Source organism: Saccharicrinis sp. 156, from assembly GCF_050589685.1.
Lineage (GTDB): Bacteria > Bacteroidota > Bacteroidia > Bacteroidales > Marinilabiliaceae > Saccharicrinis.
Window position 1 is genome coordinate 76,121 of sequence record NZ_JBNGOS010000030.1, and the last position, 16,700, is coordinate 92,820.

The following is a 16,700-nucleotide window of genomic DNA, read 5'->3' on the forward strand; positions in this document are numbered from 1 at the left end:
AAACAACACTAAAAATAGGAGGTATTACAAATGAGAAAAAGTTTAAATTATTGCATTGCTGCGATCTGCGTATTAGTGAGTGTGGCATTAATGACAAGTTGTGGTGTTGGTAAATCAACAATCGACAACTCTGCTGTTAAAGAGTTTGAAGTAGAAAAATATTTAGGTACCTGGTACGAGATAGCCAGATATGATCATCCATTCGAACGAAAACTGGTTGGCGTATCCGCTAATTACACCAAGAAAGGAAAACGTAAGTTAAGAGTGCTCAATAGTGGTTATAAGAAAAGCTTATCGGGCAAGTTTAAGCAGGCAAAAGGCAAAGCTAAAATTCCCAGACCTAAAAAAGCACCTGCCGAGTTAAAGGTGTCGTTTTTTGCATGCTTTTATGCGGATTATTTCGTGATGGAGTTGGATAAAGATTATCAGTGGGCAGTGGTTGGAAGCAATACTGACGAATACCTATGGATTTTGAGTAGGAGTCCAAAAATGGAAGCATCGTTATATAATGAGCTGTTGGATAAAATAAAAAAAAGGGGCTATGATGTTTCTTTGTTAATGAAAGTGCCACAGAAATAGTTTTTGCAACCATGTTTTATCTATTGGGGATGCTATCAAAACATGTATGGGCCTGATTTAGCAAAGGCAATGGAGAATTATGAAGCTACTCGATGGCTTTTATATATGCTTTAACCTTTGAACAGATCTATTATGCGCCTGTTAGTATTAAGTATTTAATATTTCTCTTGTTATGAAGATATTGCTGACAGGCGCAACGGGTTACATCGGTAAAAGATTATTGCCGGTTTTGGTTAAAGCAGGCCATCAGGTTGTGTGTTGTGTGCGCGACACGAAACGTTTCTACCCGGAACCGTCTTTGGCAAAGAATATCCAGGTAATTGAGGTGGACCTGTTAAAGCAGGAAACGCTGAAAGTTATTCCCAACGATATCGACTGCGCCTATTATCTGGTTCATTCAATGTCGGGTACCAGGGATTATGAGAATTTAGAAACGGTATCGGCAGTTCATTTCAGGGAAAGGATGAATAATACCCATGTAACCCAGGTCATTTATTTAAGCGGTATCGTCAATGATAATGAGCTTTCCAAACATCTGAGTTCCAGAAAAAATGTTGAAGAAGAATTAAAGAAAGGGCAGTTTGGTTTAACCACTCTCCGAGCCGGAATTATCATAGGTTCCGGCAGTGCTTCCTTTGAGATAATAAGGGATCTGGTTGAGAAATTGCCCATCATGGTAACTCCAAAGTGGTTGCGAACCAGATGTCAGCCTATAGGTATTTCAGATGTCATAAAGCTGTTGATAGGTGTATTGAATAATCCCCATACCTTTCATAAAACATATGATATTGGAGGAACTGAAATTCTTACGTATAAAGAAATGTTATTGAGGTTTGCCAAAGTGCGCGGGTTAAAAAGACGTATTTATACGCTTCCGGTAATGACACCGAGATTGTCGTCGTATTGGTTGTATTTTGTGACATCCACCTCCTATATGTTAGCTACTTCATTGGTAGATAGTATGAAAGTTGAGGTGGTGGCAAAAAGTTTGGAGATAAATGATATTGTAGGTATAAAACCAATTACGTATGAGGAGGCATTACAAAAAGCCTTCAATAAAATAGCACAAAACGAAATCGTATCGAGTTGGAAAGACTCCATGGTAAGTGGACGGATGAACTTTAGGATTTCTGAATTTATACAAGTCCCAAGTTTTGGCTGCTTCATGGATATTAAAAGAAAAAAAATAAACAACCTGGAGAAATGTGTGGATCGGATCTGGCATATCGGAGGTTCTGCAGGATGGTATTATGCCAACTGGCTTTGGCGAATCAGGGGATTTGTGGACAGCTTGACCGGTGGGGTTGGTTTGCGCAGGGGGCGTACCCACCTTACCCAAATAAATCCAGGTGAAGCTTTGGATTTTTGGCGCGTCCTGTATGCCAACAAGCAGGAGGGCAGGCTTTTGTTGCTGGCAGAGATGAAACTGCCGGGAGAGGCCTGGCTGGAGTTTAAAATAGAGAATGACAATCTCGTTCAGACTGCCACATTTCGCCCCAAGGGCTTATGGGGACGGATTTATTGGTACCTGGTTTCGCCGTTTCATTATTTTGTTTTTAACGGGATGATAAAGGAATTGACAAAAGAATAAATTGAGCAAGATGTTGATCCGCCTTGTTTTGGAGTAGTTTAATTGCGTAACAGGATTTCTAATGGGTATTGCGGGTTTAAGGAAGAAGATAAAACACTAGGATAGCTGAGTATTACTTCAACTCAATGGCCACCCTTAACTCATCTTCCTGAATGGATATGCTTTCGGGTGTAAACTTAACCCGTATGTTGGGACCGTTGTTTGGCAACTGAAACTGCTGGAATCGGCTTAAATCATAATTTCCATTTCCGTTCAACAGCAAAGGGAAATTCATATTGAATGGAACAAATCCGCTAAAGTTAAGCGAGTTGGCCTGTATGGTCAGGTTTGCCCCACTTTGGCTCCAGCTGGTTGAAAACGGCAAAAACTGATTCAAAACCAGGTTGATCAGGAACGACATGCTTACGGTCAGTGACATAAACACCGGAGCAAACATAACAACACCTAACACCACTAGCATTCCCTGCATGGATACTTGCGTGTTCACATTGGCATCGTATTTAAAATCGACCATTGGATTGGAAGTCTGGGTGTTTACCGCTTTGGGCATTACGGCAGCCGAAAAAGTAATTTTGGCCTTCACCTTACACCAGCATTTTCCTCTTTTCGCCTTGAGCATCCCCGTAGCAACAACTTTGTCCTGTTTGAACTCTATATTTACCGAATTGATATAAATCTTGTACTTGCCCACTCTAAATCGGGAGGGAACCCAGCCCTTGGCAAATGCCAGCTGAACCGCGGCACTCAGAACCCGCTCATGTACCACGGCACCAAGGTTGGTGCTGGCAGGGATAAAATGTTTCAGGTTGGGGCCTTTACCGCGCAACGGATCTGTTAGGTTAAAATCGGAGGCAAGCAGTAAAGATGTTGGAGGAGGTGCTTTTTGCGCTGTCAGTAACGGAGAATCCGGTGTAAACCGCAAACCAAGGGCACCAAAAATATCAACCAGTTCCCAAACCGGTATTTCAACTTTTCTGATGATTCTAAAAGCCAGCCATACACCAAACGAAATAAGTGGGCCCACAATACTATTCAATAACCATTTTACAATAAATCGCGAATTAGGAAATGTAAGCGATACCTTCATTCCCGGTGTGATGTTGATGACAATTCCTTTGGGAAGCCCGGCGGCTGTTCTCGATAGGTTTACCTCTACTTGCTCAATCTTAAAAACAATATTGGTGTTAACTATTCTTAATCCAAAAAGTTTTAACTTGAAAGTACCCTCAGCCTGAATATCGGTTAGCACGGCTCCCAGTGGGGGAGGATCATTTAAATCTAAAATACTTAAATCGATTACTTCGGCTTCAATAGAACCTATCCTTCCTAATTTGGCTGTATATTTTAATATCGCTTTTAGTGCCTGAATAAATTTGTCCAATACCAGATTGATTACGTTTTGTTGAACTTCCACTGCTAATGCGAAATCTGCTGCCCATTTTGCCATCGTTCATGCCTCCCGTTAAATTAAATGTTCCGTTTCCTGCGCTGCCGACATGTCAAACTTGTCATCACTCTCGTTACAGTAATCATCAGGATAAAAAACTACGTCTTTGATCGCATACAATTCCTTTTTCTTAAGTATAATATCTATGTAATCAGCATAACTTACAGGATGCCCCATGGCGTTAAATTCCAGGTCTGCCGAAAGTGTTTCTTTTAGCTCCGGTGGAAACTCGATATGCATAAAATCTTCCATACATCTTAATCCGTCAGCCAATAAAATATGTGCATGATGAAGGTTGTCATTGGCCCACCATAGATATCGCTTTTGCAAATGCTCGCTCATTTCGGACACATCGGCCAATACCTTTTTGAATACCGATATGGGAATTTGAGCCTTTTCATAAAATATTTCACCTGCTAAAGTCTCTAGTTCCAATGTGATTTCAACATAACCATAGCCTTCATGTTCGGAGCTTCTAAGTTGAATGTCAAATTCGTAATCCAATCCATCTTCAAATTTCTCATTGACCATCTTCTTGTTCAATTCCGAAAGTAGAATATCCGGAATGCTCCAATCGATACTGAGAAGCTTAATGGTCTTGTGGAATGTCAATAATACATTGTAGGATAAGGTTTCTGCGGGATTGATGACGGTTTCACCGTGGATGTTACCCGTTAAATAGTCCGATTCGATAGGGGTTGCTAAATACATGGCAATGTCATTTAAGTTGTTACCTACAATTAAGGGGTGGTTGGTGTTGACAATGTGGGTGCCCGGTACTGGTATTGTAATTTGTGGAGGTAGAATGTCTGTTACTTAAATAACATCAAACCTACGTAATAGGTTCAATATCTGAACTTAATTCTAAGTTATATGATTATGATAGGATTAAATAAAGGTGAAGCACCCATAAACCTGTACCAGAATATAACCGAAGCGCAAACCTTACGTATATAGATTTCCCCAATGCTTATATAGTCTTTGTCTCGGTTTTTTTTCGTTAACGAGGCTATAAAAAAGAATGACACGTTGATGAATGTTAAGACAATAATTGATAAATGAACAAATTAATATCTTTACGTTGGTTCAAGTATCACCTAGGTACGTTTCTGGATTTAATTGTTGTATTCCATCCTTTTAGAAGGATAGGTACAAAGGTCCCGTTAGTTTGTATTCCCAATAATTTGTTAAGTACCTTTGTGTTTGCTATGGTATCTTCATTGATAATATATGTGCCTGTTATTTTATTTGTGGCAAATTATGCAAATGCCGGGCTCATAATTCCTGAATTCTTTATCGTAACGATTTTTGGGGTAATATTTGGAACGATTTTCAGGTCAATTCAGTCTAACATGGTGAGCGTGATACAGATAGATAGGCATCAGCTGACGCTGACGCATTATGGTTTTTATAAGAAGGAAACAACGGTCATAAAAAGGGACCAATTAAAAACGATGGTACTGATGAAGGAGAAATACCGGGGAACAAAGAATTATAAGATTTGTGTTGAAACATCCGACGGAAGGCATGTGATGTTGAAGTTAACCATATTTAAAAAAAGTGCGGAAAATATTTTGAACACCTACAGGAATGCATTGGGATTGCTGGTGTCAAACCCATCGGAAAAACAAATCATAAACGATGCCCATTTCACCATCCATTAATACCAAATGTAGCATAAAGTAAACCTTCTCGGCGTTTCCTAAGAACGATTCAGGCATTACCTGACCATTAAAAAATAGAATCTCTTATTATTCGCGGCAAATATTATTTATCTTTGTCGCTCTTTTTAATATAAATTATAAACGTATGTTGAAATTTGGGTGTCCGTATAATCCAGGTTCAACAAATAATTTAAGTAAACATGGTTAAAATAACCTTACCGGATAATAGTGTAAGAGAGTACGAAGCAGGGGTTACCGGCTTGGAAATTGCCAAGAGTATTAGTCCTCGTTTGGCAAAAGAAGTTTTATCGATTGCAGTAAACGGTGAAACGTGGGATCTTACACGTCCTATTGATAATGATGCTTCCATCAAACTGTTTAAGTGGGAAGATGAAGAAGGTAAGCACGCTTTCTGGCACTCGTCGGCTCACTTGATGGCTGAAGCATTGGAAGCTTTGTATCCGGGAATGAAATTTGGTATCGGTCCTTCCATCGAAAACGGGTTTTATTATGACGTAGATCCTGGAGATGACGTAGTATTGCGTGATGGTGATATGCCAAAGATTGAGGCCAAGATGAAAGAGTTGGCCCGCCAAAAGAACCGGTATGCAAGAACGGAGGTTAGTAAAGCCGATGCTTTGAAGTATTTTACCGAGAAGAAGGATGAGTACAAGTTGGAGTTGATCGACGAGCTGGAAGATGGTACAATCACTTTTTATCAGCAAGGTAATTTTACGGATCTTTGTCGCGGACCACACCTGCCATCCACAGAGGTGATAAAAGCAGTTAAGATATTAAGCATTGCCGGGGCGTATTGGCGAGGTGACGAAACACGCAAGCAGTTAACAAGGGTCTATGCCATTACTTTTCCAAAGCAAAAAATGTTGGATGAATATATGGTGAGGTTGGAGGAAGCGCAAAAGCGCGATCACCGAAAGATAGGTAAGGAACTGGAGTTGTTTGCGTTTTCTCAGCGAGTAGGACAAGGATTGCCATTGTGGTTGCCGAAGGGCGCTAAGCTGCGCGAGCGTTTAGAGAACTTTTTGAAGAAAGTGCAGCTGCAATATGGTTACCAACAGGTAATTACCCCACATATCGGAAACAAAGAGTTGTATGTGACTTCTGGTCACTACGCAAAATACGGGAAGGATTCATTTCAGCCTATCAATACACCAGCAGAAGGCGAGGAGTTCCTGTTGAAACCCATGAACTGTCCCCACCATTGCGAGATTTATAAGGTAAAACCTGTTTCCTATAAAGATTTACCTATCCGCATGGCCGAGTTTGGAACGGTATACCGTTACGAGCAAAGTGGCGAGTTGCATGGATTGACACGGGTACGTGGATTTACCCAGGACGATGCGCATATTTTCTGTGCGCCGGACCAATTGAAAGATGAGTTTAAAAAAGTAATCGATATTATTCTTTACATTTTTAAGGCACTTGATTTTAATGATTTTATTACGCAAGTTTCTTTAAGAGACCGAGAAGACAGGAGCAAATATATTGGTAGCGACGAAAACTGGGAAAAAGCCGAAACGGCCATTGTGGAAGCGTGCCAGGAAAGAGGCATGGAAACCATTGTGGAATATGGTGAGGCTGCATTCTACGGTCCTAAGCTCGATTTTATGGTTCGCGATGCAATCGGCCGTAAATGGCAGTTGGGGACTATTCAGGTAGATTACAACTTGCCCGAACGTTTTGATTTGGAGTATATGGGAAGCGATGGTGTTAAGCATAGGCCTGTCATGATACACCGAGCACCGTTCGGAAGTATGGAGCGATTTGTTGCCGTATTGATTGAACACACTGCCGGAAAGTTCCCGCTGTGGTTAACGCCTGAACAAGTGGTTGTTCTGCCAATCAGTGAAAAATATAACGATTACGCAAAAAAAGTTTCAAATGTCCTGAATAATTCCGATATTCGCAGCGTTTTAGACGATCGTAACGAAAAAATCGGACGTAAAATTCGAGATAATGAACTGAAACGCATACCTTTTCTGCTAATTGTTGGCGAAAAAGAAGCTGAAACAAATACAGTCTCGGTGCGTAAGCAGGGTGACGGTGACAAAGGCACTATGACTATCGAAGAGTTTTCGGGATTTATCAATAAGGAGGTTGAAGAACAACTTTCTGCGATTGAAGCATAAAATGAATATTAATTAATTTAAAGGAGGATCTTAAAATAGCACTTAATAGAAGAAGGAACAGCGGTCCGCCGCAGAAGGATACACCAAATTTTCGTGTAAATAACGAAATTAGAATTCCAAAAGTTAGACTAGTTGGTGAAAACGTTGATGAACCGGGGGTTTATTCTACATCTGAAGCCATTAAAATGGCTGATAGGTTAGAGTTGGATTTGGTGGAGATTTCTCCTAAGGCTGATCCTCCCGTATGTCGAATTACTGATTATCAGAAGTTTCTGTACCAACAGAAACGCAAGCAAAAAGAGCTTAAGTCTAAAGCTGTAAAAGTGATAGTGAAGGAAATTAGGTTTGGTCCTAATACCGATGACCACGATTATAACTTTAAATTAAAGCACGCTGAAAAATTTCTTTCAGAAGGAGCAAAAGTGAAGGCCTACGTGTTTTTTAAAGGGCGTTCTATTTTGTTTAAGGAAAAAGGGGAAATCTTATTGTTGAGATTTGCTCAGGATCTGGAGGAATTTGGTAAGGTTGAACAGCTGCCTAAGCTTGAAGGTAAAAGGATGATTATTTTCCTTTCGCCTAAAAAAGTGAAGAAGTAAGCTTCTCAATTATATAAACTTTTTAATAATAGTACAATGCCAAAGATGAAGACGAAATCCAGTGCCAAAAAGCGTTTTACGATCACTGGAAGCGGTAAGATTAAAAGAAAGCATGCTTTTAAAAGTCACATTTTGACCAAAAAGACTAAAAAGCAGAAGAGAAATCTTACTTACGCAACTTTAGTTCATCCATCCGACGAGAGTAACATCAAGTTGTGTTTGAACATGAAGTAATAAGGAGCATCCTTATTTTTAAAATTATTAACCGAATGAAGTTAGCTGGAAGATCCTGGGAGCAGGGCGCTAATCATTCTAAAAACAAGTAAAAATGCCAAGATCAGTAAATGCTGTTGCTTCAAGAGCAAGAAGAAAAAGGATTTTAAAAGAAACCAGAGGTAACTTTGGGCGCAGAAAGAACGTGTGGACGGTAGCGAAGAATACCTACGAAAAAGGTTTGGGTTACGCATACCGCGACAGAAAAAGAAAGAAAGGTCAGTTTAGAGCACTTTGGATTCAGAGAATCAATGCTGCTGCTCGTATCGAAGGAGTTTCATACTCTAAGTTAATGGGTGCAATGACCAAGCAAAATATTGAGATTAACAGAAAAGTTCTTGCTGACTTAGCTGTTAACCATCCAGATGCTTTTAAGGCAGTTGTACAAAAAGCTATGGCGAACTAGTACAATAGGATAACGAATTAAAAAAGGGCAAAGAGGTGAAATACTTCTTTGCCCTTTTTTTTACATTAAACACAAGGTGAAAATGTCATGGCTAAAGCCTGATTTTAAGCTTGGTATTCACCACCCTAAAGGGCGGTGTCAAGGGGATGGGAATTACAAGGATTATATTAGGATTTCCTATGATGTTGATGGGCGTTTTAAGCATCTCTATCCTATAACCCTGGCATTTATGCCAGGGAGATTACAGTAAGTGAACACGGGCTTTAGCCCTGATTTAAAGTTTGAAAAGAATGTCATGGCTAAAGCCTGATTTCACGCTTGGTATTCACCACCCTAAAGGGCGGTGTCAAGGGGATGGGAATTACAAGGATTATATTAGGGTTAGCTTTGATGTTGATGGGCGTTTTAAATATCTATACCCCATAAGCCTGGCATTTATGCCAGGGAGATTGTAAGAAGTGAAGACGGGCTTTAGCCCTGATTTAAAGCTAGCAAGAAGGTCATGGCTACAACCTGGTTCATGGTTTGGTATTCACCACCCCAAAGGGCGGTGTCATGGGGATGGGAATTACAAGGATTATATTAGGATTTCCTATGGTGTTGATGGGCGTTTTAAATATCTATACCCCATAAGCCCGGCATTTATGCCAGGGAGATTACAGTGAGTGAACACGGGCTTTAGCCCTGATTTAAAGTTTGATAAGAATGTCATGGCTACAACCTGGTTCACGGTTTGGTATTCATCACCCTGAAGACAGTGTTAAGGGATAGGGTTTACAAGATTTATATTGGGAATTACCTTTGACGCAGAAGGATGTTATAAATATCATTTAACCCCGGCATTTATGCTAGGGCAGTGTATCTTGCCGATGTGGGCTTTAGCCATGATATATGTAGGGATTTTTGAATTATAGATTTGATTAACCTAAGATTTATTTATAACTTAAACAGATTAGTTAGGATTACAAATACAATCTAATCCATCAACATATGTCTTACGTTAAAATATGGCTTCATTGTGTCTGGGGTACCAAAAGAAGAGAAGCCTTCCTTACCAGCCAAAATAAAAGACAAATCTTTGAACATATACGAGAAAATGCTAAAGATAAAAAGATTTGTGTTGATTTTATAAATGGTCATAAAGATCATGTTCATTGCCTCTTGATGCTTAATGCAGATATTGCCTTGTCAAAGACAATGCAGCTAATAAAAGGAGAGTCGTCGTACTGGATAAATAAAGAAAAGGTGTTCTCCGGGAAATTTGAATGGGCGGATGAATATTATGCAGTATCTGTTAGTGAGTCGCAAGTTCCTAAGGTTAGAGAATATATTAAGCGGCAGGAAGAACATCATAAGATTAAAACTTGGCAGGAAGAATATAACGAGTTTAAGGAGAAGTTTGGTTTTGAGAGTTTTAAAGGGTGATTGCCTTTGGGGTTTGATAAAAATGTCATGGCTAAAGCCTGATTTCACGCTTGGTATTCAGCACCCTAAAGGGCGGTGTCAAGGGGATGGGAATTACAAGGTTTATATTAGGATTTCCTATGATGTTGATGGGCGTTTTAAGCATCTCTATCCTATAACCCTGGCATTTATACCAGGGAGATTATAAGAAGTGAAGACGGGCTTTAGCCCTGATTTAAAGCTAGCAAGAAGGTTATGGCTACAACCTGGTTCACGGTTTGGTATTCACCACCCCAAAGGGCGGTGTCAAGGGGATGGGAATTACAAGGATTATATTAGGGTTAGCTTTGGTGTTGATGGGCGTTTTAAATATCTATACCCCATAAGCCCGTCATTTATGCCTGGGAGATTATAAGAAGTGAAGACGGGCTTTAGCCCTGATTTAAAGCTAGCAAGAAGGTTATGGCTACAACCTGGTTCACGGTTTGGTATTCACCACCCCAAAGGGCGGTGTCAAGGGGATGGGAATTACAAGGATTATCTTTGGTGTTGATGGGCGTTTTAAGCATCTCTATCCCATAACCCTGGCATTTATGCTTGGGCTTTTTGAAAGTATGATAATGGCTTTAGCCATGATTTATGCCGAGAGGTGCCCATGGAAATTAATTTGTGATGCCCTTAGCCGTGAATTTAGGATATTATTTGCGCTTTGCTAACTATCTTTTTTATATTTGCCAACCAAATACAATTTAATATTAAATCATTGATGTGTAAAGGTAATGCAGGTTAATATTTAGTTAAACCCGGTGGCTAAGTGTCCCCGCGTTAATTAGTCTCTTATCTTTGTTACATTCCGTTAAAATAATAAATCGATTTTGAAGGTTTGGTCTCTTATCTCAAAATCTTTTATCTAAACATCTACTTTATGAACATTGCATTAATAGGTTATGGTAAAATGGGCAAGGAAATCGAAAAGATTGCCCTTGAGCGGGGACATACCATAACAGCCAAAATAGATATGCAGAGCGAGGATACTTTCGATGGGGAAGGGTTTGCTGCTGCAGATGTTGCCATTGAGTTTACCATGCCCGAGGCGGCTTATAATAATTTTGTGGAGTGCTTTAAAAGAAACAAACCCGTTGTGTCCGGTACCACTGGTTGGCTCGATAAAATGAGCGAGATCCAAGATCAATGCGAAAACAAAGGGCAGACTTTCTTTTATGCTTCTAACTTCAGCGTAGGGGTTAATATCTTTTTCGAGATCAATAAGAAGCTGGCCCAATTGATGAACGGAGTCACCGACTATGAGGTATCCATGGAGGAAACACATCATATTCACAAAAAAGATAGCCCGAGTGGTACGGCCATAACGCTTGCAGAAGGTATTATAGAGAATTTGGATCGCAAGCAAGGTTGGACCGAAGAGCAGTTTCCTAATGACAATGAAATTCAAATTGAAGCTTTCCGCAGAGAGGAAGTTCCAGGAATTCATACCGTAATTTACGACTCCGAAGTCGACGAAATAATTATTCACCATAGTGCAAAGTCTCGCAAGGGATTTGCCTTAGGGGCAGTTTTGGCCGCTGAGTTTACCACTAAAAACAAAGGTTTTCTGGGAATGGGTGATATGTTAAAATTTTAATAAAACTTAATAATTATGCCAAAGAAATCTGTTGCAACATGGATTAGATTTTCCATAGCAGCGCTAGTATATTTTTTATGGGTGATCTGGGTAGGTAACTATTGGTTGTTACCCGGACTGGCTGTAATTTTTGATATCTATATCTCAAAGAAAGTGCCCTGGGATTTTTGGAAGAGAACCAAAGACGGCAAAAAACCAAGTGCGTTTATTGAATGGGCTGATGCCTTGATTTTTGCCTTGGCAGCCGTTTATTTTATCAATTTGTTCTTGTTTCAAAATTACAAGATTCCAACATCATCCCTGGAGAAATCATTGTTGGTTGGAGATCACCTGTTTGTGAGTAAGGTGAGCTTTGGGCCTCGTATTCCCAATACGCCTCTGTCATTTCCTTTGTTGCAAAATACGGTACCTATTCTGAACACCAAATCGTACGTGGAATGGCCGCAATGGGACTATCGCCGTTTAAAAGGGTTTGGCAAAGTTGAGAATAACGATATTGTGGTGTTTAATTTCCCAACCCAGGATACCGTGCCTGTTAAATATGTAAATCCGGATTATTATGTGGAATCACGCAGAAAAGGATGGGAGGTTGCCCAACGGGATAGGAGTGTAATGGCAGGTTTGGAAAATGCAAGCCAATGGGAGATTAATCATAAGTATCGTGAACTGGGTAAACAGCAAATTCTTTTAAACCCTGAATATTATGGCGAGGTGATATACAGACCTGTAGACAGAAGAGATAACTATGTAAAAAGATGTGTGGCCATTGCCGGCGATACGTTGGAGTTTCGTCATAATCAGGTGTATATTAACGGCAAAAAAGCTGAGAACCCTCCCGGATTACAGCATTGGTATAATATAATGACCGATGGAACAAAGTTGAACAGTAGGTTTTTGGATAAGCTTGAGATATCTGGCGAAGATGCAAACAATATGGGGATAGGACCTTATTATCGTTTGCCGCTGACAAAGGAAAAAGCTGACAAGATGAAGACTTTTCCTTTTATCCGCCAAATGGCAATGGACGAGGAAAAGGTGGATTCCGCTCAAGTGCCAAGCGTATGGCCATATAGTACAGATTATATGTGGAGCCGCGACAATTATGGTCCTTTGTATATTCCTAAAAAAGGAGAAACGGTGCAGCTGACCATGGAAAACCTGGTAATTTACGACCGTGTTATTACGGCTTACGAAGGAAACAAACTGGAAGTTAAAAATGGCGAGTTCTTTATCAACGGCGAGAAGACAAAAGCGTATACCTTTAAGATGGATTACTATTTTATGATTGGGGATAACCGTCACCAGTCGGCCGATTCGAGATACTGGGGCTTTGTGCCTGAAGATCATGTGGTGGGGCGCCCCATTTTGGTCTGGTTATCTTTGAACAAAGATAAGTCCTGGTTTGGGGGTAAAATTAGATTTAACCGCTTCTTTAAATGGGTAGTAAACGAATAATATCGAATAATGTTTGATGTGGGGCCAAGATTGCATTCCATTCATATTAGGCTATCGAACATATATCGGTATTGTACCAAAGTGCTAACTTTATCCCGTGAAGAATATTCCACGGGGGAATAATCAAAGTGGCATAAGATATTAACTTACAAAGAAAGCAGGGGTGGGGTAATATTCACTCCTGCTTTTTCGTTTTATGGCAATGCGTGTTAAAAGTATTATAAAAATAGGACTCTGTATTTTACTCCTCATATTAGGGATATGGGCAGAGAGTTTACTGCCGTTTGTAGGAATCGCCGTCCTTATCGATTCGGTACGAACGAATCCTTATTTGCGTTCGGTTTGGCATTATCTAAAGCGTAAATTAACGATTTGGTTTAAGTATTTTGAGTGGACCGTAGCTATAATTTTAGCGTTGTGGGTAGTTGTGTTCGTGCAAAACAATTTTATCGGTATTTATACTTTCCATACCTCTTCCATGCACCAAACCTTGCAAGTGGGTGATGTTTTGTTGGTTAACAAACTGATTCCCGGACCAAGGCATAGCTGTAACCAAGTCAGCAGTTATGGCAGGAGCAAGGGGATGGCCAGTCTTTCTTATAATGATGCGATTGTTTTTAACTTCCCTGAAGCAGATACTTTACTGGAAAGCAGACCGACCGAAAGTTACCATTATTTAAAGCGATTATATGGAGAAGGCGGTTTCAAATTAAAAGATAAAACTAATTTAAAGTATCTCGATGTTAAAGACCGACCTCGTTTTGTGAAAAGAGTATATGGATTACCCGGGGATTCGATTGAGATAGTTAATGGTATTTGCTATGCCAATGGTGCAACACTGGCGTTTCCTGAAGAGTCTATTGACCGATACATCATGGATAAAGAGACGGTTCAGCTGCTGAACGAAAAAAACATTCAACCGTACAACGAATATACAAGTGATAAGGGAATTGCATGGGAAATATTACAAAAAGATTACGACAACATTAAAGGATTTACCAAAGGAATAAGGCCTGATCATATGCTGAAGAATTTGCCTGATCCCTTAGTTTTTCCGTTCGATAGCCACCTGCTATGGAATATGCACAATATGGGGCCTGTTTATATACCCAGGAAAGGTGCAAAAATAAAGCTGACGGAAAAAAACCTCCAATTTTACGGCAGAGCGATCGAGGTTTTTGAACAAAATGAATTGAAGAGAAAGGATGGGAAAGTTTGGTTGAACGGTGAAATGGTGGACGAATATACCTTTAAAATGAATTATTATTGGGTGATTGGCGATAACCGACCACACTCTTTTGATAGTAGGTTTTGGGGTTTTGTGCCTCAAAACCATATTATAGGAAAAGTAAAAAAAATTCTTTTATCTAGAGATATCAATAAAAAAGGTTGGATATATCTAAGGAAAGACCGATTTTTGAAAAAGGTAGATTGATTTGTAGTCTGTTATCTAATTATTAAAGTATGAAAAAATCTTTTTGGATATTGATGGTGTTGGCTGTTTTGGTGGTTATTTTTTCCGTTCAGAATGCCGAAGTGGTACATTTTAGAATTTTTACCTGGCAAGGTGATTTGTCCCTGGCCATATTGCTGATCACATCTTTTATTTTGGGTGCCATAGTCGGGGCGTTTTATTTTGGTATAGCCATGCGCAAGAAAAAGAAGACGGAAAACATAGCCAAGGATATCCCGTTTGAAAAAGAGCAGAAGGATGCGGTAGAGTAGCAACTGATGAAGAGAGATAATACCTTGTTTACCATAGCCTATCTGCCTCCCGTTCAGTATCTGGCACATATGATCAATGCCAAAAATCCCATTATCGAACACCACGATAATTATATAAAGCAAACATATAGAAACCGATGTGATATTTTGGCAGCCAATGGAGCATTCCCATTAACCGTGCCGGTGGCCAAAGGACGACGACTTAAAGTGAAGACCAAAGACCTGGAAATTTCATACGACGAGAGATGGCAGTCACTGCATTGGCGTTCTATTGTTTCAGCCTATAATTCATCACCCTTTTTCGAATATTACATGGACGAATTTAAGCCGTTTTATGAGAAGAAGTATCGTTTTTTGTTCGATTACAACATGGAGTTGCTTCAGGTGATTTTTGATGCCCTGGATTATCCCATGGATATAAATTTAACGGAAGAGTATATTCCAGGTGCTGCCAAGGAAATAACCGATTTTAGGGAGGTGATCCATCCTAAAAAGAATTTTAACGAGGCCGACACGCAATTTAAAGCACTTGAATATCGACAGGTGTTTCAAGATCGATTTCCGTTTATCCCCAATTTAAGTGTGATAGATCTAATCTTCAATAAAGGTCCCGAGGCCATTGATTATTTGGAGGATAGTATTGAAAATAAATAAACATGTCGGTTGAGATCCCCAAAAGAAAGCTGCAACATATTAATGTTAGAATTATTACAGCTTTGGCATTGCTGGAATTGTTGTATCTGTTAAACAGGGATTTTCTGCGTCCTTCATATAAGTCGAACGAAATTATTGTTGTCTTTTTAGGATCTTTGCCCAACTTTCTGGCCGCACTTGGAGCAAGCATGGCAATAATTCCAGTTGGTTTAAAATGGTTGGATAACAAGATGTCGCGCATGGTTGTCTACATCTTTTCAATGGGTTGCCTGGGACTGTTGGTACAGGAAGAAATCACCCCATTTGCCTTTGGCAGTTGCGTTAATGACGTGAACGATATGATAGCCAGCTCCATCGGAACCGTTATGGGGATTAGCCTGTACGAACTACTAAGAAGTTGCCGGTTGGATAGAAATCATAACCACGAAGTGGTTAAATATGAATAACCGCGGGTTGCTACCCGTGGATCAGGCTAGATGCACATCTCAACCCAGAAGGGGTTGAATAGCCATCAAAACAAATATCTCTCATCAAACTCAATGTTATGCTCATTGATTAGTTCAATATAATCTTCTTTATACGATTTTGATTTGTGATGTGCTTCTTGATATTTTACATATTCAATTAAGTTATCCTTTGAGCCGATGTGATACGTAAAGGCATGCCATCCTTTAAAATGTGGAAATAAGTACTCTCTTTTTATCATTTCAGATGTCGAAAGCTTGATATCCTTGATAAGCATAGCTGGGCAATCATTGGATGAATATGAGAAATAAATAGGAAGATGGTCTTCAGCGCCACCTATTCTATACAAATGACATTTTTTATTGTTTAATAATCCACATATGTATGTATAAGGCGGTTCCCTATTGTCGTATAAGGTACGTTCACGTTTTTTTGTTGAAATACTAATTGATATAGGGTTTGGGTATGTGCCGACAGTTCTTAAAGATTTGATTAATTCCGGATTATGTATTGGAGGTTCGTCATGAGCATCGCAAGTACAATAAAACAAGGCTTTACTGAAACGAGGCATCACTTGTCCCGATTACTTTCAAAGAATTTATCGTGGGTAAAAAAATTACATTAAAATTTCATCGCACTTGATGTTGCG

Annotated in this window: 17 protein-coding genes; 14 read left to right on the forward strand and 3 right to left on the reverse strand. The window is 39.7% G+C overall.

What is annotated here, in order from left to right:
* Nucleotides 1-30: 30 nt before the first annotated feature.
* Both ACRD64_RS17905 and ACRD64_RS17910 read left to right on the forward strand, forming a co-directional pair.
* Entirely contained in the window at nt 31-579 is a 549-nt protein-coding gene (locus ACRD64_RS17905; RefSeq protein ID WP_430934834.1) for a lipocalin family protein, read from the forward strand.
* Between the two features lie 172 nt (nt 580-751).
* Nucleotides 752-2,170: an SDR family oxidoreductase gene (locus tag ACRD64_RS17910; RefSeq protein ID WP_430934835.1), complete on the forward strand. Its 1,419-nt coding sequence runs from the start codon at nt 752-754 to the stop codon at nt 2,168-2,170.
* 112 nt (nt 2,171-2,282) lie between these two features.
* On the opposite strand, the gene ACRD64_RS17915 is transcribed toward ACRD64_RS17910, so the two are convergent.
* Both ACRD64_RS17915 and ACRD64_RS17920 read right to left on the reverse strand, forming a co-directional pair.
* Entirely contained in the window at nt 2,283-3,617 is a 1,335-nt protein-coding gene (locus ACRD64_RS17915; protein ID WP_430934836.1) for a hypothetical protein, read from the reverse strand.
* 15 nt (nt 3,618-3,632) lie between these two features.
* Nucleotides 3,633-4,328, reverse strand: a complete 696-nt coding sequence (locus ACRD64_RS17920) for a hypothetical protein (RefSeq protein WP_430934837.1) — start codon at nt 4,326-4,328, stop codon at nt 3,633-3,635.
* A 347-nt stretch (nt 4,329-4,675) separates the two neighbouring features.
* On the opposite strand from ACRD64_RS17920, the gene ACRD64_RS17925 reads away from it, so the two are divergent.
* From ACRD64_RS17925 to ACRD64_RS17980, 12 genes are all read left to right on the forward strand, one after another.
* Nucleotides 4,676-5,281, forward strand: a complete 606-nt coding sequence (locus ACRD64_RS17925) for a hypothetical protein (protein WP_430934838.1) — start codon at nt 4,676-4,678, stop codon at nt 5,279-5,281.
* Nucleotides 5,282-5,481: 200 nt separating this feature from the next.
* Nucleotides 5,482-7,431 (forward strand): threonine--tRNA ligase, encoded by a 1,950-nt coding sequence (thrS, locus tag ACRD64_RS17930; RefSeq protein ID WP_430934839.1) that lies wholly within the window; start codon nt 5,482-5,484, stop codon nt 7,429-7,431.
* A gap of 35 nt (nt 7,432-7,466) precedes the next feature.
* A complete protein-coding gene (gene infC / locus ACRD64_RS17935) occupies nt 7,467-8,027 on the forward strand; it encodes a translation initiation factor IF-3 (protein ID WP_430934849.1) in 561 nt (186 codons plus the stop codon).
* A gap of 45 nt (nt 8,028-8,072) precedes the next feature.
* Nucleotides 8,073-8,261, forward strand: coding sequence for a 50S ribosomal protein L35 (gene rpmI, locus ACRD64_RS17940; RefSeq protein WP_430934850.1), 189 nt, complete (start codon nt 8,073-8,075; stop codon nt 8,259-8,261).
* Between the two features lie 94 nt (nt 8,262-8,355).
* Nucleotides 8,356-8,706: a 50S ribosomal protein L20 gene (rplT, locus tag ACRD64_RS17945; protein WP_430934840.1), complete on the forward strand. Its 351-nt coding sequence runs from the start codon at nt 8,356-8,358 to the stop codon at nt 8,704-8,706.
* A gap of 990 nt (nt 8,707-9,696) precedes the next feature.
* Nucleotides 9,697-10,131 carry an IS200/IS605 family transposase gene (tnpA, locus tag ACRD64_RS17950; protein ID WP_430934841.1) on the forward strand — a complete coding sequence of 145 codons (435 nt, stop codon included), beginning with the start codon at nt 9,697-9,699 and terminating at the stop codon, nt 10,129-10,131.
* A gap of 904 nt (nt 10,132-11,035) precedes the next feature.
* Nucleotides 11,036-11,752 (forward strand): 4-hydroxy-tetrahydrodipicolinate reductase, encoded by a 717-nt coding sequence (gene dapB / locus ACRD64_RS17955; protein WP_430934842.1) that lies wholly within the window; start codon nt 11,036-11,038, stop codon nt 11,750-11,752.
* A 15-nt stretch (nt 11,753-11,767) separates the two neighbouring features.
* Nucleotides 11,768-13,207 (forward strand): signal peptidase I, encoded by a 1,440-nt coding sequence (gene lepB / locus ACRD64_RS17960; RefSeq protein ID WP_430934843.1) that lies wholly within the window; start codon nt 11,768-11,770, stop codon nt 13,205-13,207.
* A gap of 202 nt (nt 13,208-13,409) precedes the next feature.
* On the forward strand, nt 13,410-14,642 hold the full coding sequence (gene lepB / locus ACRD64_RS17965) for a signal peptidase I (protein WP_430934844.1): 1,233 nt from the start codon (nt 13,410-13,412) through the stop codon (nt 14,640-14,642).
* A gap of 29 nt (nt 14,643-14,671) precedes the next feature.
* On the forward strand, nt 14,672-14,932 hold the full coding sequence (locus tag ACRD64_RS17970) for a LapA family protein (protein ID WP_430934845.1): 261 nt from the start codon (nt 14,672-14,674) through the stop codon (nt 14,930-14,932).
* 6 nt (nt 14,933-14,938) lie between these two features.
* Nucleotides 14,939-15,586, forward strand: a complete 648-nt coding sequence (locus ACRD64_RS17975) for a WbqC family protein (protein ID WP_430934846.1) — start codon at nt 14,939-14,941, stop codon at nt 15,584-15,586.
* Nucleotides 15,587-15,588: 2 nt separating this feature from the next.
* Nucleotides 15,589-16,032 carry a hypothetical protein gene (locus tag ACRD64_RS17980; protein WP_430934847.1) on the forward strand — a complete coding sequence of 148 codons (444 nt, stop codon included), beginning with the start codon at nt 15,589-15,591 and terminating at the stop codon, nt 16,030-16,032.
* A 65-nt stretch (nt 16,033-16,097) separates the two neighbouring features.
* Here the strand turns inward: ACRD64_RS17980 and ACRD64_RS17985 are convergent, their stop codons facing one another.
* Nucleotides 16,098-16,622, reverse strand: coding sequence for a transposase (locus ACRD64_RS17985; RefSeq protein ID WP_430934848.1), 525 nt, complete (start codon nt 16,620-16,622; stop codon nt 16,098-16,100).
* Nucleotides 16,623-16,700 lie beyond the last annotated feature (78 nt).

Excerpts from the sequence above, each read along its gene's own strand:
- ACRD64_RS17905 (WP_430934834.1), top strand. The coding sequence starts at position 31 with ATGAGAAAAAGTTTAAATTATTGCATTGCTGCGATCTGCGTATTAGTG.
- ACRD64_RS17910 (WP_430934835.1), top strand. The coding sequence starts at position 752 with ATGAAGATATTGCTGACAGGCGCAACGGGTTACATCGGTAAAAGATTA.
- ACRD64_RS17915 (WP_430934836.1), bottom strand. The coding sequence starts at position 3,617 with ATGGCAAAATGGGCAGCAGATTTCGCATTAGCAGTGGAAGTTCAACAA.
- ACRD64_RS17920 (WP_430934837.1), bottom strand. The coding sequence starts at position 4,328 with ATGTATTTAGCAACCCCTATCGAATCGGACTATTTAACGGGTAACATC.
- ACRD64_RS17925 (WP_430934838.1), top strand. The coding sequence starts at position 4,676 with ATGAACAAATTAATATCTTTACGTTGGTTCAAGTATCACCTAGGTACG.
- thrS (WP_430934839.1), top strand. The coding sequence starts at position 5,482 with ATGGTTAAAATAACCTTACCGGATAATAGTGTAAGAGAGTACGAAGCA.
- rpmI (WP_430934850.1), top strand. The coding sequence starts at position 8,073 with ATGAAGACGAAATCCAGTGCCAAAAAGCGTTTTACGATCACTGGAAGC.
- rplT (WP_430934840.1), top strand. The coding sequence starts at position 8,356 with ATGCCAAGATCAGTAAATGCTGTTGCTTCAAGAGCAAGAAGAAAAAGG.
- tnpA (WP_430934841.1), top strand. The coding sequence starts at position 9,697 with ATGTCTTACGTTAAAATATGGCTTCATTGTGTCTGGGGTACCAAAAGA.
- dapB (WP_430934842.1), top strand. The coding sequence starts at position 11,036 with ATGAACATTGCATTAATAGGTTATGGTAAAATGGGCAAGGAAATCGAA.
- lepB (WP_430934843.1), top strand. The coding sequence starts at position 11,768 with ATGCCAAAGAAATCTGTTGCAACATGGATTAGATTTTCCATAGCAGCG.
- lepB (WP_430934844.1), top strand. The coding sequence starts at position 13,410 with ATGCGTGTTAAAAGTATTATAAAAATAGGACTCTGTATTTTACTCCTC.
- ACRD64_RS17970 (WP_430934845.1), top strand. The coding sequence starts at position 14,672 with ATGAAAAAATCTTTTTGGATATTGATGGTGTTGGCTGTTTTGGTGGTT.
- ACRD64_RS17975 (WP_430934846.1), top strand. The coding sequence starts at position 14,939 with ATGAAGAGAGATAATACCTTGTTTACCATAGCCTATCTGCCTCCCGTT.
- ACRD64_RS17980 (WP_430934847.1), top strand. The coding sequence starts at position 15,589 with ATGTCGGTTGAGATCCCCAAAAGAAAGCTGCAACATATTAATGTTAGA.
- ACRD64_RS17985 (WP_430934848.1), bottom strand. The coding sequence starts at position 16,622 with ATGCCTCGTTTCAGTAAAGCCTTGTTTTATTGTACTTGCGATGCTCAT.